The organism is Pseudomonas sp. EA_65y_Pfl1_P113 (assembly GCF_963970525.1).
Lineage (GTDB): Bacteria > Pseudomonadota > Gammaproteobacteria > Pseudomonadales > Pseudomonadaceae > Aquipseudomonas > Aquipseudomonas tritici.
Genome location: NZ_CAXAQM010000009.1, coordinates 17299 through 35965 on the forward strand (window position 1 = coordinate 17299; position 18667 = coordinate 35965).

19 protein-coding genes and 2 pseudogenes are annotated in these 18667 nt (G+C 61.9%); 13 read left to right on the forward strand and 8 right to left on the reverse strand.

Features of this window, described 5'->3' with window-relative positions:
• The first annotated feature begins 3 nt into the window (after positions 1-3).
• Positions 4-1029 carry an RNA 3'-terminal phosphate cyclase gene (rtcA, locus tag AACY52_RS10810; protein ID WP_339419718.1) on the forward strand — a complete coding sequence of 342 codons (1026 nt, stop codon included), beginning with the start codon at positions 4-6 and terminating at the stop codon, positions 1027-1029.
• Here rtcA and AACY52_RS10815 read toward each other — a convergent pair.
• Positions 1026-2069 (reverse strand): substrate-binding domain-containing protein, encoded by a 1044-nt coding sequence (locus AACY52_RS10815; protein WP_339507039.1) that lies wholly within the window; start codon positions 2067-2069, stop codon positions 1026-1028. The two genes, rtcA and AACY52_RS10815, sit on opposite strands and share 4 nt — an antisense overlap.
• 162 nt (positions 2070-2231) lie before the next feature.
• Between AACY52_RS10815 and AACY52_RS10820 the strand changes: the two genes are divergently transcribed.
• From AACY52_RS10820 to AACY52_RS10835, 4 genes are read left to right on the forward strand one after another with little or no spacing between them, the layout of a single operon-like run.
• The gene (locus tag AACY52_RS10820) at positions 2232-3326 is read left to right on the forward strand and encodes a fatty acid desaturase family protein (RefSeq protein WP_339419720.1); all 1095 of its coding nucleotides are present in this window, start codon (positions 2232-2234) and stop codon (positions 3324-3326) included.
• Positions 3327-3354: 28 nt separating this feature from the next.
• Positions 3355-3675 carry a MocE family 2Fe-2S type ferredoxin gene (locus AACY52_RS10825; RefSeq protein WP_339419721.1) on the forward strand — a complete coding sequence of 107 codons (321 nt, stop codon included), beginning with the start codon at positions 3355-3357 and terminating at the stop codon, positions 3673-3675.
• 2 nt (positions 3676-3677) lie between these two features.
• Positions 3678-4877: an FAD-dependent oxidoreductase gene (locus AACY52_RS10830; protein WP_339560479.1), complete on the forward strand. Its 1200-nt coding sequence runs from the start codon at positions 3678-3680 to the stop codon at positions 4875-4877.
• A 1-nt stretch (position 4878) separates the two neighbouring features.
• Positions 4879-5694, forward strand: coding sequence for a sugar phosphate isomerase/epimerase (locus AACY52_RS10835; RefSeq protein ID WP_339560480.1), 816 nt, complete (start codon positions 4879-4881; stop codon positions 5692-5694).
• Positions 5695-5872: 178 nt separating this feature from the next.
• On the opposite strand, the gene AACY52_RS10840 is transcribed toward AACY52_RS10835, so the two are convergent.
• Positions 5873-6745 carry an undecaprenyl-diphosphate phosphatase gene (locus tag AACY52_RS10840; protein ID WP_339419724.1) on the reverse strand — a complete coding sequence of 291 codons (873 nt, stop codon included), beginning with the start codon at positions 6743-6745 and terminating at the stop codon, positions 5873-5875.
• A 179-nt stretch (positions 6746-6924) separates the two neighbouring features.
• Here AACY52_RS10840 and AACY52_RS10845 point away from each other — a divergent pair, with 179 nt between their 5' ends.
• Together AACY52_RS10845 and AACY52_RS10850 are read left to right on the forward strand one after the other, a co-directional pair.
• Positions 6925-7431, forward strand: coding sequence for a GNAT family N-acetyltransferase (locus tag AACY52_RS10845; protein WP_339419726.1), 507 nt, complete (start codon positions 6925-6927; stop codon positions 7429-7431).
• A 41-nt stretch (positions 7432-7472) separates the two neighbouring features.
• Complete coding sequence (locus AACY52_RS10850) at positions 7473-7625, forward strand: hypothetical protein (RefSeq protein ID WP_339428118.1); 153 nt, start codon at positions 7473-7475, stop codon at positions 7623-7625.
• 5 nt (positions 7626-7630) lie between these two features.
• Here AACY52_RS10850 and AACY52_RS10855 read toward each other — a convergent pair whose 3' ends face one another.
• Positions 7631-8566, reverse strand: a complete 936-nt coding sequence (locus AACY52_RS10855; RefSeq protein ID WP_339419730.1) for a GlxA family transcriptional regulator — start codon at positions 8564-8566, stop codon at positions 7631-7633.
• Between the two features lie 173 nt (positions 8567-8739).
• On the opposite strand from AACY52_RS10855, the gene AACY52_RS10860 reads away from it, so the two are divergent.
• The 3 genes from AACY52_RS10860 (at position 8740) to AACY52_RS10870 (ending at position 11247) form a co-directional block, all read left to right on the forward strand.
• Complete coding sequence (locus AACY52_RS10860) at positions 8740-9369, forward strand: TetR/AcrR family transcriptional regulator (protein ID WP_339419732.1); 630 nt, start codon at positions 8740-8742, stop codon at positions 9367-9369.
• Positions 9366-10043, forward strand: coding sequence for a type 1 glutamine amidotransferase domain-containing protein (locus tag AACY52_RS10865; protein ID WP_339419734.1), 678 nt, complete (start codon positions 9366-9368; stop codon positions 10041-10043). Before AACY52_RS10860 ends, AACY52_RS10865 begins: the two co-directional genes overlap by 4 nt.
• 79 nt (positions 10044-10122) lie before the next feature.
• Entirely contained in the window at positions 10123-11247 is a 1125-nt protein-coding gene (locus AACY52_RS10870) for an alkene reductase (RefSeq protein ID WP_339419736.1), read from the forward strand.
• Between the two features lie 526 nt (positions 11248-11773).
• Here the strand turns inward: AACY52_RS10870 and AACY52_RS10875 are convergent.
• Positions 11774-12772, reverse strand: a complete 999-nt coding sequence (locus tag AACY52_RS10875; RefSeq protein ID WP_339560481.1) for an NAD(P)H-quinone oxidoreductase — start codon at positions 12770-12772, stop codon at positions 11774-11776.
• A pseudogene (locus tag AACY52_RS10880) lies at positions 12769-13458 on the reverse strand (YbfB/YjiJ family MFS transporter); the annotation flags it as partial. The gene AACY52_RS10875 and the pseudogene AACY52_RS10880, both read right to left, overlap by 4 nt.
• On the opposite strand from AACY52_RS10880, the pseudogene AACY52_RS10885 reads away from it, so the two are divergent.
• Together AACY52_RS10885 and AACY52_RS10890 are read left to right on the forward strand one after the other, a co-directional pair.
• A pseudogene (locus AACY52_RS10885) lies at positions 13457-13689 on the forward strand (LysR substrate-binding domain-containing protein); the annotation flags it as partial. The pseudogenes AACY52_RS10880 and AACY52_RS10885 overlap by 2 nt on opposite strands.
• Positions 13690-13766: 77 nt before the next feature.
• Positions 13767-14153 (forward strand): DoxX family protein, encoded by a 387-nt coding sequence (locus AACY52_RS10890; RefSeq protein WP_339419739.1) that lies wholly within the window; start codon positions 13767-13769, stop codon positions 14151-14153.
• A gap of 55 nt (positions 14154-14208) precedes the next feature.
• Here AACY52_RS10890 and AACY52_RS10895 read toward each other — a convergent pair whose 3' ends face one another.
• The 3 genes from AACY52_RS10895 to AACY52_RS10905 all read right to left on the reverse strand — a co-directional run bounded on the left by AACY52_RS10895 (position 14209) and on the right by AACY52_RS10905 (position 17402).
• Positions 14209-15027 carry an alpha/beta hydrolase gene (locus AACY52_RS10895; RefSeq protein ID WP_339419741.1) on the reverse strand — a complete coding sequence of 273 codons (819 nt, stop codon included), beginning with the start codon at positions 15025-15027 and terminating at the stop codon, positions 14209-14211.
• Between the two features lie 90 nt (positions 15028-15117).
• Positions 15118-16509 carry an alginate export family protein gene (locus tag AACY52_RS10900; protein ID WP_339419742.1) on the reverse strand — a complete coding sequence of 464 codons (1392 nt, stop codon included), beginning with the start codon at positions 16507-16509 and terminating at the stop codon, positions 15118-15120.
• Complete coding sequence (locus tag AACY52_RS10905; RefSeq protein ID WP_339419744.1) at positions 16506-17402, reverse strand: glyoxalase; 897 nt, start codon at positions 17400-17402, stop codon at positions 16506-16508. Before AACY52_RS10905 ends, AACY52_RS10900 begins: the two co-directional genes overlap by 4 nt.
• Before the next feature lie 140 nt (positions 17403-17542).
• Here AACY52_RS10905 and AACY52_RS10910 point away from each other — a divergent pair, with 140 nt between their 5' ends.
• Complete coding sequence (locus tag AACY52_RS10910) at positions 17543-18610, forward strand: NAD(P)-dependent alcohol dehydrogenase (RefSeq protein ID WP_339438984.1); 1068 nt, start codon at positions 17543-17545, stop codon at positions 18608-18610.
• Positions 18611-18667: the final 57 nt, after the last annotated feature.

Genomic DNA, 18667 nt, shown 5'->3' on the forward strand with positions numbered 1-18667 from the left:
GATATGAAACAGGACCTCATTGAACTCGACGGCGCCATCGGCGGTGGCCAGGTACTGCGCAGCGGGCTCAGCTTGTCGATGGTGACCGGGTTGACCCTGCGCATCAAAAACATCCGCGCCAAGCGCAGTCGGCCAGGCTTGATGCGTCAACACCTGACCGCCGTGCTGGCGGCGGCGCAGGTCTGTGGTGCCAAGGTGCAAGGTGCTGAACTGGGCTCGCAAACACTGGTGTTCGAACCCGGGCCGATTCAAGGGGGCGAATACCGGTTTTCCATTGGCACGGCCGGCAGTTGCACCCTGGTGCTGCAGACCTTGTTGCCGGCATTGCTGCGCGCCCCCACGGCCAGCCGCGTGACGATCTGCGGCGGCACCCATAACCCGCTGGCACCGCCGGTGGACTTTCTGCAGCGCGCCTGGCTTCCATTGTTGCAGCGTATGGGCGCGCGCATCGAATTGAGCCTGAACCGCTACGGGTTTGTACCGGCTGGCGGTGGTGAGTTAGAGGCGTTTATCCAACCCAGTGAGCTGATGCCGCTGCAGTTGATGCAGCGCGGAGAACTGCTCGCAGCCCGCGCGGTAACCCTTAACGCAGGGTTGCCCGCCCAAGTGAGCGAGCGCCAGTTCAAGCGCGTGCGCCAGCGTCTATCGTTTGCGGACACGCAACTGTTCCCGGTCGAGATTGACCCGCAACAGGGCCCAGGCAATGTGCTGATGCTGGAGTTCGTCCACGAGCATGTCACCGAAATATTCAGTGCCTTTGGCATGGCCAAGGTGCGCGCCGAAACGGTGGCCGACCAAGCTATCGACCAGGCCAGTGAGTGGCGAGGCACCGACACGGCAGTAGGCGAACACCTGGCCGATCAGTTGCTGTTGCCAATGGCACTGGCGGGTGGCGGCCGTTTCACCACGCCGCACATGAGCGAGCATTTGCACAGCAACATGCTGGTGATCCAGCGCTTCCTGCCGGTGGTGATCGAGAGTCACGTGCTGGAGACGGGTGGCTTGAAGGTCGAGTGCCGAGCGCGCTAGAGATTCTCCGACGTCACAATCTGCGGCGGTATAAGCACCCGATGCCGCACCGGATCGAACCCTTCGGCGCTCTGCAACGCCACCATCAACGCCACCAATGCCGCGGCCGTCCGCCCCGGCTGCGAGTCCATCACTACATCAATCAAACCCTGGCTCAGCGCCTGGCGCGACAGCTCGGTGGACTCCTGCAGGATGCAACACAGCGCCGGGCGCTTGGGCAGCTGTGCCAGGGCGCTGATGATGCCATCACCGCCGCCGCCCACCACACACAGCCCGCGCAGGTCGCTGTGACGGCTGATCAGGTCGAGGGTGGCTTCTTCGGTGATGTCGCAGTTATCCAGGTTGATCAGCGGCTCCAACGGCTTGAGCCCCGGCGCGTGCTCGGCGAGGTAGCTGTGCAGGCCTTCGACCCGTGCCTGGTGGCCGAGAAAGCGGTGGCCGCCGAGCAAGATCCCCACGCTGCCTTTGCGTGCGCCGCAGGTACGGGCGAGCAACCAGCCCATGGTGCGGCCGACCACGTGGTTGTCCTGGCCCACATAGGGCTCATCGGCGTGTTCGTGGATATCCGAAAGCAGGGCGACCACCGGCACGCCGGCTGCGCGGATCTGCGCCAGGCAGGCGTTGATCAGTGGGTGGGCAAAACTGACCACCGCGAGGCTATCGCACTGCACGGCCAACTGTTCGATTTGCGCGACGATGGCGCTGGGCGTGCGATCGATGATGTATTCGAACTGGCACGTAAGGTTGGCACCGGCATGCTGCTCGGCTGCATCGCTGATGGCACGGGCCAGGTTGGCGTAGAACGCCTGGGCGGTGCCCAGCAACAGGATGCCTAGGCGGTAGGTCGGGCGCCGTTCGCGAATGCGCTGGCCAATCAGCCGCGCGGCAAAGTAACCCACGGCTTCGGCGGCCTGGAACACCTGTTCGGCGGTGTCGGGATTGACCGGCGCACGCGCATTCAATACGCGGTCGACGGTGGCCACACTCAGCCCGGCCTGGGCGGCAACGGTGGCAATGGTTGGGCGTTTATTGTTGTTCATGACAAGCCCCTTGAGCGTCTTGATAGAAAACTATCAAGCCCCGCTGGGCCTGGATGATAGCTTGATAGGGAATGGATTCAAGGCCTTGAGGGTGATTTAGGCGTTCTCTATCGTGGGTTTCACACAGCACCTGAAACCACCCGCTTGCGGAGAACAATAACAATGCCTGAACACACCGCTCATCCCGCCCGGCGCGACTACAGCCTCACCGGCCCCGAAGCCGCCCGCGCCTTTGATAAAGGCCTGGTCTCGGCCAGTTGGTATCAGTCGCCGGTTTCCCGAAAACGCATGAAAGCACTGATGCAGCGTCGCGACGGCCCGGCCTTGCTCGACACTGCCATTTGGGTGACCGCGCTGTTCGCCACTGGTTTTGGCGGCTACTGGTTCTGGGGCACCTGGGCCTGCGTGCCGTTCTTCCTGGCCTATGGCGTGCTGTACGGCACCGCGTCCAACCCGCGCTGGCACGAAACCGGCCATGGCACGGCGTTCAAAACCCGTTGGATGAATGACGTGCTGTACCAGGTTGCAAGCTTTATGTGCATCTTCGAGCCCCATGTGTGGCGTTGGAGCCATGCCCGTCATCACACCGACACCATCGTCGTCGGTCGCGACCCTGAGATTGTCGAGCCGCGCCCACCGCGCTTCTCGATGATGTTCTTGAGCCTGTTCAATGTGCCCTTGGCCTGGAAGACGTTCAGCGGCGTGGCGCGCCATACCGTCGGCAAGATGAGTGCCCAGGAGGCAGACTTTATCCCCGAGTCCGAATGGCCCAAGGTGTTCCGCGCGGCGCGTATCTGGGTCGGCATCTACGCGGTGGTCATCGGCACCGCCTTGTACCTGCACAGCTGGCTGCCGCTGATGCTGATTGGCCTGCCGAGTATCTACGGTGCCTGGCTGGGCTATATTTTCGGCCTCACTCAACACGTGGGCCTGGCCGAGGATGTGCTCGACCACCGCAGCAACTGCCGCACCATTTATATGAACCGTGTGCTGCGCTTTATCTACATGGACATGAACTACCACCTCGAACACCACATGTACCCGATGGTGCCGTATCACGCCCTGGCGCAATTGCACGAAGAAATACGCGGCGACTGCCCGGCGCCCTACACCGATCTGTTCGAGGCGTACAAGGAAATCCTGCCGACCATCTGGAAGCAGCGCAGCGACCCCAACCATTTCGTTCAGCGCCCGATACGCCCGCGTGCCGAACCGGCCGCCAATGCCCCCGTGCATGCAGAAGCCACTGCCGGCTGAACGCCTTCCAAGAACAAGAGAAAACGCCATGAACGATCAATGGATCGACGTCTGCGCCGTGGGCGAAATAGACGAAGAAGACGTGCTGCGCTTCGACCACGGGCCGCACACCTACGCGGTGTATCGCTCGGCCGACAATGAATTTTTTGCCACCGCGGGGCTGTGCACCCATGAGAAAATTCACTTGGCCGACGGCCTCGTGATGGACCACATCATCGAGTGCCCCAAGCACAACGGGCGCTTCGATTACCGCACCGGCAAGGCCCTGGGTGCGCCAGTGTGCGTCAACCTCAAGACCTACCCGGTGCGGGTCGAAGCGGGGCGGGTATTGCTCGCCGTCACGGCGTGATGATGAACGACGCTCTGATGATCGTCGGTGCCGGCCATGCCGGTGGCCGTGCGGCGCTGACCTTGCGCGAAGAAGGTTATACCGGGCGGCTGATCCTGATCGGCGATGAGCCGCACGTGCCCTACGAGCGGCCGCCGCTGTCCAAAGGCCTGTTGCAGGGCACAGCGGATTTGGCCGGGTGCAGCCTGTGCGACAGCGCGCGGCTGGCCGAGCTGGATATTGAGCATATCGCCGGTAATCCGGTGGCTCGCTTGGCGCCGCAACACCATCGCCTGCAACTCGCCGACGGCCAGTGGCTGCCGTATGCCGGTCTGCTGTTGGCCACTGGCGGCAGGGCACGACGATTGCCTCAGGCGCAGGCCAATGTGCTTTACCTGCGCACCCACGATGAGGCGCTGGCCTTGCGCAATGCCCTGAACCCCGGCACGCGGCTGGTGGTGGTGGGTGGCGGCTTTATCGGGCTGGAAGTGGCGGCGACAGCACGCGGCCTGGGCTGTGAGGTGACGGTACTGGAAGCTGGACCGCGCCTGGCGGGCCGGGTGTTGCCGGCGGTTATCTCCCGAGCGCTGCTGGATTTGCATCGTCGCCAAGGGGTGGATGTGCGTTTGAACGTGGCGCTGGAATCCATCCAGGCCGACGCCGTGCTGTTGGTGGACGGGCAGCGGTTGCCCTGCGACTGGGTGGTGGTCGGCATCGGCATGCAGCCCAACATCGAACTGGCCACGGCGGCGGGGCTGGACGTGGGGCAGGGCATTCGCGTCGATACGTACCTGCGCGCCAGCGCACCGGACATCTATGCCGCTGGCGATGTGTGCGAATTCCGCCTGGACGGCCTGTACCAACGCCAGGAAACCTGGCGCAATGCCGAAGCCCAAGGGCGGCATGCGGCGCTGAATATGTTGGGGCGCAATGTGCCGTTCGAGGCGCTCCCCGGTTTCTGGTCCGATCAGTACGATTGGGGGGTGCAGACCGTGGGTGTGATCACGCCGCTTACGGTCAGTCGGCCATTGCCGGGCGGCGGCTTGCTGCTGTTCTACCTGGATGCCGATCACCATCTGCAAGGTGCGTGCGGATGGGCGCCAGGCAACAGTGCGGCCAAGGACATCAAGCTGTGCGAACGCCTGATCTGCGCATGCACCCCGCTCAACGCGACCAGCCTGGCCGACCCCGAGCTGTCCCTCAAACACATCCTGCGAGGCTGATATGCGCCAATTCCTGGTGTTCCAATCCCTGTGGGCCATGCAAACCGAGCCCGGCCCCCTCGAAGTCCAACTCGAGCGCATCAAAGCCGCCGGTTTCGACGGCATCACCGACCATTACTTCAAGCCCGCCGACGTCTCGCGCCTGCACGCCGCCGCCACGGCCAGGGGCTTGCAGATCGAAGGCCAGCTGTTCCCGCAGTCGGTGGATGATCTGGCGGCCGCACTGGACGTAATCAGCCGCTACGGCTGCCACCACCTCACCCTGCAAGCCGACGTGCGCCCGCGCACTCAAACCGAGGCCGCACGGTTGGTCGAAGGCTGGCAGCGCCTGGCCGAGCAAGTGGACTTTCCGGTGCTGCTGGAAACCCATCGTTATCGGCTCACCAACGATCTGTTGTTCACCCTCGACCTGCTGGCACAGATGCCCGATTTGAAGCTGCTGGCCGACCTGTCCCACTACGTGGTCGGGCGTGAGTTGCCCGAGCCTGGGGCCGCAGAGGACGATGAGCAGATCCGCACCATCCTGCGCCACAGCTGGGGTTTTCATGGCCGGGTGGCCAGCAGTGAACAGGTGCAGGTGTCGCTGGACTTTCCCCAGCATCAAGCCTGGGTACAGCGTTTTACCGAGTGGTGGCGCTACGGGATCGAGGACTGGCTGGCCCGGTCCGATACGCCGCAAAGCCTGAGCTTCACCTGCGAACTGGGCCCGCCGCCCTATGCGATCACCGGCGCGGATGGGCGTGAGATCAGTGATCGCTGGGCGGAGGCGCTGAAGCTGCAGGCGTTGATTCGGCAGGTGTGGCACAGCTGTCAGTGATGACCTTGTACCCCCTCAGCAAAGGAACGCGATCTTCAAAACAAAGCAATTCCAGTGTGGGAGCGGGCTTGCTCGCGAAAGCGGTGTGTCAGTCACTGAATGAGTTGGCTGACACACCGCATTCGCGAGCAAGCCCGCTCCCACATTAGTTTTGCGGTGGTTTGCAAATAGCGTCAGTTCAACTCAGCAACCCGGTACTCACCGCCACAATCAGGAACACCCCCAGCAGCGCGCGATAAATCACGAACGGCCAGGTGGAGAATCGCTCCAAAAACTTCATCAGGCCCCAGATCGCAAAAAACGCCGAGATGCTCGCCACCACCAAACCAAAGATCAAATGCGGCCAGGCATGGGCCGGCATATCGGCATGCAGCAGCACCCACAGTTCTTTCAAACCGGCGAGGGCGATGGCGGGCAGGCCCAGCAGGAAAGAAAAGCGCGCCGCTTCCTCACGTTTGAAGTTGAGATACAGTGCCGCCGTCAGGGTGGAGCCGGAGCGCGACACCCCTGGAATCAACGCGCCAATCTGCGCCACTCCCACGATCAACGCATCCCGCAGGCGCATTTCACTCACCTCCCGGGTGTGGCGTGCACGGACGTCCGCCACTGCCATCAGCACCGCCATGACCACGCAGGAAATCCCGATCACCATCAGCCCACGCAACGGCGAGTTGCAGGCATTCAAGGTCGAAGACAACGCCAGGCCGGCGATGCCGATAGGAATGGTCGCCAGCACAATCGCCACCGCCAGCTTGAACCACCGGTCGTAGTAGTCACCCCGGCGCACCGCGCTGATGCTGCCGGTGGTCACTTGGCGTACATCGCGCCAGAAATAACTGACCACCGCGGCCAGTGCCGCCAACTGCATGGCTGCCGAAAACGCCGAGCCGGGGTCTTGCCAGCCGAGCAGGGCGGGTACTACGCGCATATGGGCGGTGGACGACACCGGCAGCAGTTCGGTAATGCCCTGGATCACGCCCAGGATGAAGATCTGCAGGTAGTCCAGGGAGGCAAAACCTACATCCAGGCCGGCGGTACAGACGTTTGTCAAAATACATGTCCTTGAAAAAGAGCGGCAATTTCGCGGAGTTTATTCGAAATGTTTCAAGGTCTCGGAAGGGGCAATGCCTTTTTGCATTCGGTTCAGCAAGTAGAAAGGTTGGCCACGCTATTGGACTGTGCTCAGGTTTTGTGAACAATGGCGCCCTGCGTTTTTTCACTGAGGGTCCCATGCCTGAAACCACCGTCGAATTGATCCAGACCGGCCCTGAAGAAGCCGAGCTGATCCGCAATCTCTACCAGTATTACGCCTATGAATCCTCGGACTGGGAACAGGAAGATGTCGAGGCGGACGGCCGTTTCTACATTCACGACGAACACCTGGCCCGCTATTGGCAAGACCCGCAATGGAGCGCCAACCTGCTGCTGGTCGATGGCTACATCGCCGGTTTCCTGCTGATCGAAGGCAGCGAACTGCCGGGTATCCACGCTCTGGAACTGGCTGACCTGTTCATCCTCAAGCGCTATCGGCGCAAAGGCATCGGCCGTGCCATCGCCAGCCAGGTGCTGTGCAGCGGCGAGGCGGATTGGCTGGTGCGCTTTTACGACCAGGATGAAGTGTCCCAGGCGTTCTGGCGCAGGGTGCTGGACAACCTGCCGCGCCCGGTACAGGCGATTGAGTTGGCGGATGATCCGCAGTTGGTGAGTTACCTGGTGACACGCGCGGTGTTGCACTAAGCGCGAGGTTGAACTTAAAGCAGGGGGGGCGCCTCAGAGGCTTGTCGGTCAAAATGGTGTTCACCCCCCGTGGCAGCGGCATCTACGCCGTGCGTAATGCGTTCTGCCTGAACGACCCCAAGGGCACGGTGACCATCCGTGACCTGAACACTGGGGAAGCACTCAGCAGCGAAAGCCTTTACCACTGCCGCTAGACGCTCTAGCTTCTGAACAACGCCTGCTGCATCGCCTGCGGCGGCTGCCCGAACGCCCTGAGAAACGCCTGGCGCATGCGTTCGCGGTCACCAAACCCGGTCTCACGGGCCACCACTTCCACGGGATGACGACTGGTTTCCATCATCGCCCGCGCGGCCTCTACGCGCAGGGACTCGATGGCCTTGGCCGGCGTTTGCCCGGTTTCTTCGCGAAACACCCGGCTGAACTGGCGTGGACTGAGCCGGGCAACATCGGCCAGGGCTTCCACCGAGAGATCATGGGTCAGGTTCTCACGGGCATAGGCCAGGGCCAGTTGTACGCGGTCTGACTTGGGGTCCAGTTCCAACAGCGCCGACAACTGCGATTGTTCACTGCCCCGACGTTGGGCGATCACCAGCTTGCGTGCAATGCGTCGCGCGAGGTCGCTGCCCAGGTCGTTCTCCACCATCGCCAACGCCAAGTCCACCCCGGCGCTCATGCCGGCGCCGGTCCACACCTGGCCGTCGACGATGAACAGCTTGTCTTCTTCCAGGCGGATATCCGGATAGCGCTTGCGAAAGGCCGGCGCGTGAATCCAATGGGTGGTGGTGCGCTTGCCCTCCAGCAAGCCGGCTTCTGCCAGCACGAAGATGCCCATGCACAACGAGGCGACGCGTCGCGATTGGGCCGAGGCGGCCTTGACCAGTTCCAGCAGGTTCGCTTCCGGCAGGCGAAACTCCAGGTAGCCGCTGACGATCAGCGTGTCGTAGCCCTGCGGCCGGATCGGTAGGGTATTCACCGAGAACCCCTGGGAGGTCATCACCGCGCCGCCACTTTCCGACACCAGGTGAAACTCATAGGCCGGCTCGCCGCGCAGCAGGTTTGCGCACTCGAACACCGAGCCCAGGCTGAGGCTCAGGGATTGGAAGTTCGGGTAAACCATCAGCGCAACGCTGTGCATCGCATGTCTCCAGAAGCGTGGTAGGGGGGGATTGTCGGTGGCTGCCGGGAAAACGGCAACCGACTTTGCCGCATGTCCGGAATCCTTGCGGATCTGACATTGTGCGCGTTTTACCCGGCCCCTAACATTCACCCAACGAACGAGACGACTGGTCTAATCGGACGGGATGAAAAATGAGCCGCGAAACTAAAAGTGCAAGGCAGACGATTCTGGAAAGTGCGCAGCCGATTGTGGGCGCCAAAGGATTTTCTGCGGTGGGATTGAACGAAATACTTCAAGCCGCCGATGTGCCTAAAGGCTCGTTCTATCACTACTTCAACTCTAAAGATGCGTTCGGGGTGGTATTGCTCGATACCTATTTCGACAACTACTTGAACGCTATGGAACAGCTGTTCAATCAGCCGGACTTAACCCCGCACGCCAAGTTGATGCGCTATTGGCACAGCTGGATCGACAACCAGACCGGCGGCACCGACGCAGGCAAATGCCTTGCCGTCAAACTGGGTGCAGAGGTGTCAGACCTTTCAGAACCGATGCGCCTGGCCCTGCAGCGCGGCACCGCACGCACTATTGCGTTGCTCGCAATTGCCTTGCAACGCGGCATCGAAGACGGCTCGCTGAAGGTTGCGCAACACCCTGAAAGCCTGGCCCAGCGCCTGTATGCGTTGTGGCTGGGGACCAGCGTCATGAGCAAGATCACCCGTACTTGCGCGCCGTTCGACGAGGCGCTGTGGCTGACCCGACACCTGTTGGGCTGTCCTGAACACACTGACACTCACACCTATCGAGGCACTGGAAAATGAAAGTATTAATGGTACTGACCTCTCACGACCAGCTTGGCGATACCGGGCGCAAGACCGGCTTCTGGCTCGAAGAATTTGCTGCACCCTATTACGCGTTCAAGGACGCTGGCGCCGAAGTGGTACTGGCATCCCCGGCCGGCGGTCAACCGCCGCTGGACCCGGTGAGCGACCAGCCGGACGCCCAGACTGAACAGACCCACCGCTTCGCCGCCGATCCGGCTGCACAGCAGGCCCTGGCCAACACACTGAAACTGGAAACCGTCAACGCCGACGCCTTCGACACCGTGTTTTACCCAGGCGGCCACGGCCCGCTGTGGGACCTGGCGGAGTCACCGGTCTCGATTGCCCTGATCGAGTCCTTCGAACGCGCTGGCAAACCGATCGGTTTTGTCTGCCACGCACCGGGCGCGCTGCGTCACGTCAAGGCGGTCAATGGCGACCCGTTGATCAAGGGCCGTCGCGTCACCGGGTTCTCCAACTCGGAAGAAGCGGCGGTGGAGTTGACCGACGTGGTGCCGTTCCTGATTGAAGATGAGTTCAAGAAACTCGGCGGCCATTACGAGAAGGGCGCCGATTGGCATTCCTTTGTCATCACAGATGGCCTGTTGGTCACTGGGCAAAACCCTGGCAGTTCCAGCGATGTGGCCAAAGCCCTGCTCACACTCACCGCTTAACTAAATAAACCGCTGTATTCATTGGCGACTTTTATAAGTCGCCAATGCTTTAGCACGTCCGCAATTTGGAAAACCTTACATGACTGACACTGTACTAAGTACCCCGGTAAAACTGGGTCACCACACGTTAAACAACCGTATCGTCCTGCCGCCGTTGACGCGCCAGCGCAGCGCCCAGCCCGGCGATATCGCCACCGACTTGATGGCCGAGTATTACCGCCAGCGTGCCACGGCTGGTTTCATGGTCAGCGAAGGCACGCAGATCGAGCCGCGTGGCCAGGGTTATGCGTGGACGCCGGGCATTTACACCCCGGCGCAGATCGACGGCTGGCGCAAAGTCACCGACGCGGTGCACGCCGAAGGCGGGGTGATCTTTGCCCAGTTGTGGCACGTTGGCCGGGTCTCGCATAACGCGTTGCAGCCAGACGGCGCCGCACCTGTCGCGCCGTCGGCGATCCAGGCGCAGCAGGCCAAGGCCTTTATCGAAACCGGTCCTGGCGTGGGTGAGCTGAAGCAGCCGCCGGTACCGCGTGCTTTGAGCGCTCTTGAGGTCGAAGAGTTGGTCGGGCACTACGCCCAGGCCGCACGCAATGCACTGGATGCCGGGTTTGACGGGGTGGAAATCCATTCGGCGAATGGGTACCTGGTCAACCAGTTCATCTCGGCCCACGCCAATCAGCGTGACGATGAATACGGCGGCTCACTGCACAATCGCCTGCGCTTCCTGCGTGAAATCGTTGAGGCCGTGAGCGCCGTGGTTGGGCCGGAGCGCCTGGGTGTGCGCTTCTCGCCCTTGTTCAGTGGCACTGATCAGGATCGCGTGTACATCGGCCTGGTGGAAGAAGACCCGCATCACACCTATATCGAAGCGATCAAGGTGTTGGAGGAGTCAGGCATCGCCTATGTGTCCATCGCTGAAGCCGACTGGGACAACGCCCCAGTGTTGCCAGACACTTTCCGTGAAGCGGTGCGCAGCACCTTCAGTGGTCGCATCATCTACGCTGGCCGCTACACCGCTGAACGCGGCGCTGCTCTGGTAGAAGCGGGGTTGGCGGACTTGATCGCATTCGGGCGGCCATTCATTGCCAACCCGGACCTGCCGCAACGGATTTTCAATGGTTGGCCGCTGAACCCGCTGAAGGCTGAGGGGCTTTACGGTGGGACGCAAGCCGGATACATCGACTACCCGGTGTACGCCGAGTAGCCCTGCGAAGGTGATCCATGTGGGCGCTGGCTTGCCTGCGATAGCTATGTGTCAGACGACCAGGATCGAGTGTATATCCGTTATTTAGGTAACGGCCACTTAGGGTTCCGCTCTTACAGCGGGTCACTTTTGGCAAACGCCCCAAAAGTAACCAAAAGGTCTTCGCCCCACCACTCGGCACCTCGCTTAGGCTCGGTGTGCCAGAACGCAGGCTTGAATCCGTGGGCCGCCGCAATGGGCCATCCTTGGCCCAGTGCGGCTAACCCGGCGTCCTGCCGGGTTACCTACGGATTCAAGCCTGCGTTCGGCCAGCGTGGTTGACGGGGCGCCTCAGATCAAAATCAAAAGCCAGGCGGCCTGACAGCCGACCTAGATTCTGTGTCGAACTCAGTTCAACGTGGGAGCTGGCTTGCCTGCGATAGCATCGACTCGGTTCAACTGAATGACCAAGGTGTCTGCATCGCAGGCAAGTCGAATCGTCGCACCGCAGCTCCCACACTGGATCTTCACAGGGCCAGGATCAGCGTCACTCCACCCGCAACACAATCTTCCCGATATGGTCCCCACCCTCCATCCGCGCATGCGCCTGGGCGGCGTCGGTGTAGGCGTACACCTTGTCGATGATCGGCAGGCACCGCCCGGCGGCCAGTACCGGCCAGATGTATTCGCGCAGTTGTTCGGCGATGGCAGCTTTTTCTTCTTTACTGCGTGCCCGCAGGAGTGAGCCGGTAATCACCGCGCGTTTGCCGAGAATGCTCAGCAGGTCGACGTCATTGGCCTTGGCGCCGCCGAGGAAGCCCAGCATCACCAAGTGACCGTCCATGGCCAAGGCCTTGAGGTTGTTGTTGAGGTAGGAGGCTCCCATGATGTCGAGGATCACATCGACGCCCTGGTTGTCGGTCTGCTGCGCGATGACTTCGGCAAAATCCTGCTCGCGATAATTGATAGGTTCAGCGCCCAGCTTGGCAATCGCGGCACATTTGTCGGCGCTGCCAGCGGTGGCAAACGCCTGGATGCCAAACTCGCGGCACAGCATCAAAGCGGTGGTGCCGATGCCGCTGGTGCCGCCGTGGATCAGCACGCGCTGACCGGTGTGCGCATCGCCAAGGCCGAACAGGTTGGCCCACACGGTGAAGAACGTTTCCGGTACGGCGGCGGCTTGAATCCAGTCCATACCCTCAGGGATCGGCAAGGCCTGGCCGGCCGGCACGCTGCAAAATTGCGCGTAACCACCGCCGTTGGTCAGGGCACAAACCTTGTCGCCCATCTGGTATTCGCTCACGCCTTCACCCAGCGCCACCACTTCACCGGCCACTTCCAGCCCGGGGATCGGGCTGAAGCCGGGTTTCATCGGGTATTTGCCGGCGCGTTGCAGGGCGTCGGGGCGGTTGACCCCGGCGGCATGCACGCGGATTAGGATTTCGCCGGGGCCGGCGACAGGCACATCGGCCTGGCGCGGTTGCAGCACTTCAGGCCCGCCAGGGGTGGTGATTTCGATCAGGGTCATTTCTTGAGGAAGCGTCATTTCAGATTACCTGCAGCGATGAGCGTATGAGGTGGGACCGTACCGAGCGGTCGACGGTTCAGCAGGATCATGCCCAGTTCCAGTGCCAATGCGACCACAATGGCCCCGGCGGCGATCATGAACAACAGCGCATGCTGCCCGCCACTGCGGTTGAACAGTGCCGAATAGGCAAACCCGGACCGCGCCTGGAACGTCGCGAAGGACACCGTGGCGCGGCTCCATGCCACTTGTTGCTGGTGATGGTTGGGCAGCAACTCATGCACCCGCGCCAGTGCCAGCGGCGCGATGCCCGGCGGGAAGGAACCGAGGATCACCGCGAGCGCCGCCAGGGCGGTAAACGAGCCGGCAAACGGCAGCAAGCCGAGCGCAATCGCCTGCACCACCAGCGCCACGCGAATACTCAAGCGGGCCCCGAGTTTATCGGCGAGGAACCCTTAAGTCACCGGCCCCACAATCGCGCCCAGGCCGTACATTACCCAGATCATCGCGCCGATGTGCGCGCCGTCTCCCAGGCCACGGGCCACGTAATCCACCAGGAACACCATCGCCGGCACCAAGCCCGCCGCCATAAAAGCGTATTGGGCGAACAACAGGTACACGCCAGAAGGTGTCGCTGCGCAAGTGTCTGCTCGTGCCGGTGCCTCATGCAGCTTACCGCTGGGCCAGGCGAACCAGCTCGCAACCGCGGCCCTCAGTTCAAGCCTGCTGTGCGCCGCTCTATTGCTGCGGGCATCGGCATCGGCGAAATCCCGGTGTACACCGGCGAACGTGACGGGCTGGTACGCCTGTGGCCCGACCGCACGCGGCCCTTGCCGTATGACGTGTGGCTGGTGACCCACGCCGATCTGCGCCACACCGCGCGAGTGCGGGTGGTGATCGATGAAATCGTCGCGGCATTTGCCGGTACGGGGGAGTGAGGTCAGCACAGGCTTGCAAGCAGGCGGATGGCACCGTTGACACAATCGACGTTTGTCTCGACCAACAGAGAGCACGTATGAACGAATCAAAACAACAGGACCTGGGGTTGTTGTTTCTACGGGGCAGCGGGGCGCTGTTCCTGCTGTGGGTGCACGGTTTGCCGAAACTGTTGAACTACAGCGAGCAGTTGAAGCTGATCGAGGACCCGTTTCACTTGGGCGCTCACATCACGCTGCTGCTGGCGATATTTGCCGAGGTGCTGTGCCCGCTGCTGATCATTGCCGGGGTGCTGGTGCGCCTGGCGTGCCTGCCGATCCTGGCGGTGCTGTTGATTGCCATGCGGGTGGTGCACCCGGAGTGGACGTTGCTGGAAGGGCAATTCGGCTGGCTGCTGTTGATCATTTTCAGCAGCGTGTTGATCGCAGGGCCTGGGCGTCTGGTCGTGAGCCAACGTTTCTCCTGAGCAAAAAAAGGCCGGGCAAGCCCGGCCGAAATAAGGAGAGGGTGGTTCAGGTGTTTCAGCGTGTCAGGAACGCCAGCAGGTCTTCATTCAAGGCCTGGGCATGGGTCACGGCGAACCCGTGTGGTGCGTCCTTGTAGACCTTCAGCTCGGCGCCTTTGATCGAAGCCGCGGCGGCTTTGCCGGTGGTTTCGAACGGTACGATCTGGTCGCCGTCACCGTGGATGACCAGGGTCGGCACGTCAATCTTGGCCATGTCAGGGCGGAAGTCGGTTTCGGAGAAGGCGGTCACGCAATCCACGGTCGATTTCAGCGACGCCAGCATTGCCACCTGCAGGGTCTGGGTCAGCACCCCTTCGGAGACTGTCTGGCCCTTGTTGATACCAAAAAACGGCGTGTTGAAATCGCTGATAAATTGCGCGCGATCCTTCAACAGCCCGGCCTTGATGCCATCGAACACTTCAGTCGGCACGCCCTGCGGGAAATCCGGTTTCTGGCCGAACAGCGGTGTCACCGCCCCCAGCAGTACCAGGCCGCCGACGCGGGCGCTGCCGTGGCGAGCGATATAGCGCGCGACGTCGCCGCCGCCCATGGAAAAGCCCACCAGGGTCACGTCCTTGAGGTCCAGGTGTTCGATCAACTGCGCGATATCGTCGGCGAAGGTGTTGTAGTCGTTACCGGTCCATGGCTGGTCCGAGCGCCCGAAGCCACGACGGTCAAACGCGATGGTGCGAAAACCACGGCTGCTCAGGTATTCCATCTGGTATTCCCACATGTCGGCATCCAGCGGCCAGCCGTGGCTGAACAGCACGGGCTTACCGCTGCCCCAATCCTTGAAGTAGATCTGGGTACCGTCTTTGGCAACGAATGTGCTCATGGAAAACTCCTTGATGTATAGGCTGGAAAACTCAGGATCACTATTGCCCTTAAGCGTTTCGAGGGCTTGTACGGGTGTGCTTGCTTGGGATTACCAACTGAACTTGAGCTCGACCCCCAGGTAATTGCTGTCATCACCGCCTGCATCGCGCAGGGTCTGGCCGACGTCGTAGTGCACGGCTTCGACGGCGCCGGTGAGGTTGGGGCTGAACACATAGTCAGTGCGCAGTTGCGCGTAGGCGCCGGTCCAGCGATCACCGCTGCCAGCGGTGCCGGCCACCGGCAGGTTGGGCTGGGTGTACACCGCATCGCTGGTGGTTTGCCGCCAAAGCAGGCCGATGGCCGTTTGCACGCTGAGCTTGTCGAACGGTTTGACGGTGATCGACGGCTTGACGTGAATCAGGTTGCTGTAACCGGTGTAGCCCGCCAGGGAAAAGTAGTAGCCGTTGGGAAACAGCGGGTTGAATGTGCCAACAGTGCCATCCCCGGTTTTACGGTCGCCCGAGGCGATGTCCAGTTGCAGGCCGAGGCGCGGCGTCCAGGCCAGGCTGTCAAAGGTGTAGCCGGTGCGACTGCCAGCGGCCCAGGCGCGGATATCCTTGTTGCCCACCGAGCCACTTTGCAGCATCGCTTCGACGTCCCAGTCAAAGCCCATGGCCGCGCCGCCCAGGCGGGCGTCGAACAGGTGGCGGGTTTCGTCGCCGTCCGCGTCCAGGTAGTGCGCCGCGCCGCGTTCATACACGCCGTAGTAGGCTGACAGCTCGTTTTTACCGCCCACCAGCCGCTCGACCCGCACCATGTGGAAGCGTGCCTCACTATTGGATTTGTCGTCGAAGTGCCGCCCGTCCTGATACTGCACCGGCTGGCTGGCAATCCCGATAAAGCGCCAGTTGCTCGTCTCCCAGTCGGCCCACAGGGCATCGAAGGATTGCCGCACATTCGGGCCTTCCCGCGATGAGATGAAGCGCTGCAAGTCGAAAGCGAAATCCTGGCGCCCGACACGTGCTTTCAGCGTGCCGCTGCTGAAGGCATTGACGTATTCGGCAAAGGCCAGGCGCAGGTCGACGTGGTTCTGGTCGGCGCCGCCGATCGTCGTCTTGTCATACGCGTGCACGTCTTCAAGCTGGGTGAACACCCGCCAGTTTTCGTTCAGGTGCAGGTCGGCATGCACCTGGAAACGTTGGATCAAGTAGCGATCACGCTTCACATCGCGCACGCCAAAACCACTGGCATCGTTCATCTCGAAGCGCTCGCGTAACGTGGCGCCCAGGGACAAGTAGGTGAACGGGTTGGCACCTGACAATGGGATGTACTTCCAATTGTCCAACGGCTGCGTGCGCAGCGCCGGGTTTTGCAGGACCGACCAGTCTTCCTGCCAACGGTTGGCCTTGATGGTCGGGCGTGTCGCTTGTTCATCGGCGTGGACGCCGCCGGCGAGCAGCGGCCACAGCACGGCCAGGCCCCAGCCTGTGCGACGCTTCATTTTGCCGCGTTGAGCTGGTGAATCTCCGCGACATAGCCGCCCGGGAACTCGATCAATGCGCTGCGACGGCCTTTGCTGTCAAAGGCGGGCACCAGCACTGTGGCGCCGGAGCCGGTGGCCTTGCCCAGCGTCGCCTTCAGGTCAGCCACTTGATAGCCGGTGGTTTCATGGCCAAAGGGGTAGGGCAGTTGGCCGTTGGTGACCAGCACCGCCATGCGCCCGAACGGCGACTCGATGTCGACACGGCGGTAGCTGCCACTGGCTTGACCGATATCCACCCCAGGCGCGTGCTTGTCATCGGCCAGGACTTTGCCGTGGGAAAAACCCAGGAACGACTTGATAAAGCGGTCGGCACGGTCGGCACTGAGGTACACGCGGTTTTCCGGTACGGTCTGGAACGCGGCGTAATCCGGGGTCTTGGTGTGCCAATAGAGCTGCATATTCACGCCGCCTGGCCACTGCACCACGGCGTCACGTCCGATCGGGTCGGGGAAGTCGCTGACGATCACCGCCGCACCGTTTTCCCGGGCGGCCTTGAGCGCTACGTCCATGTCCTTGACCAGGTAACCGTTGCGCTCCTGGCCGAACGGGTGCGGGATCGGTGTGGTGAAGCCAAACAACGACACCGTGCCCGCCGGGGTCTGCAGCAATTGCGAGGTGGTGCTGCTCGGCACCGGCAACACATTCACCACCACCTGGGCCGTGCTTTTGCCGCCAAAAGTGGCCAGGAAGCTCTGGGCAAAACGGTCGACATCGGCCGGCGCCACATAGACGTGGCTGGTGTCATATTGCGGGGCCACCGCTACCGTGGGTGTTGCCGCCAAGGCACTGCCCATCATGGCCGCGGCCAGCAACGTGACAGCCAGCGATACCGTCCTCACTTTTTTACACATGCCCACTCTCCAGCGTCTTGAGAAAGTCAGGAGCTTAGGGGCCGCGCAGTGACGCGGATTGTATGGACGTGCTCGGTTGAACGATTCAGCGTCTATGCTGGTCATCTGACTTCCAGCATCCGATCACACAGGTGAACGAAATGGCCAAGACCTACAGCTACGCCGCCCAGAACGCCAAGGATTCCCTCAAGCCCTTTACCTTCGAGCGCCGCGCGCCGGGGGCGGATGATGTACAGATCGACATTCTCTATTGCGGGGTCTGCCACTCCGACCTGCACACCGCCCGCAACGAATGGAATAACACCCTGTACCCCTCCGTGCCTGGCCATGAAATCGTCGGCCGTGTTACGGCGGTAGGCGCCAATGTGCAGAAGTTCAACGTCGGTGATTTGGCCGGTGTCGGCTGCATGGTCGACAGCTGCCAGCATTGTGCGTCCTGCGCCGAAGGCGAGGAGCAGTACTGCGAGAGCGGCTTTACCGGTACCTACAACGGCCCGGTATTCGGCGGCGAAAACACCTTCGGCGGCTACTCCGACAGCATCGTGGTCAAGGAGAAGTTCGTGCTGCACATCTCCCACGACGCTTCCAACCTGGCCGCCGTGGCGCCGTTGCTGTGCGCGGGCATCACCACCTATTCGCCGCTGCACCACTGGAAGGTTGGCCCCGGCAAAAAGGTCGGTGTGGTTGGCCTGGGTGGGCTTGGGCATATGGCGGTGAAGATCGCCCACGCCATGGGCGCACACGTCACGCTGTTCACCACCTCACCCAACAAACGCGAAGACGGCCTGCGCCTGGGTGCCGATCATGTGGTGGTGTCGAAGAACCCGGATGAAATGGCCGCAGTCGCCAACAGCCTGGATTTCATCCTCAACACCGTCGCCGCACCGCACAACCTCGATGCCTTCCTCAGCCTGCTCAAGCGTGACGGCACCATGACCCTGGTCGGCGCCCCCGACAGCCCGCACCCGTCGCCAACCGTATTCAACCTGATCTTCAAGCGCCGCAGCCTGGCGGGTTCGTTGATTGGCGGCATCCAGGAGACCCAGGACATGCTGGACTTCTGCGCCAAGCACGGGATTGTGTCGGACGTGGAGATGATCGATATCCAGGGCATCAACGAGGCCTATGAGCGGATGCTCAAGGGTGATGTGAAGTATCGGTTTGTGATTGATATGGAGAGTTTGAAGAAAGAAAGCCACGCGGCCTGAGACACGCTGCAAGTCCAAACTGTGCGAGCGGCGGTTCGACGCTTCGACTTGCTCACG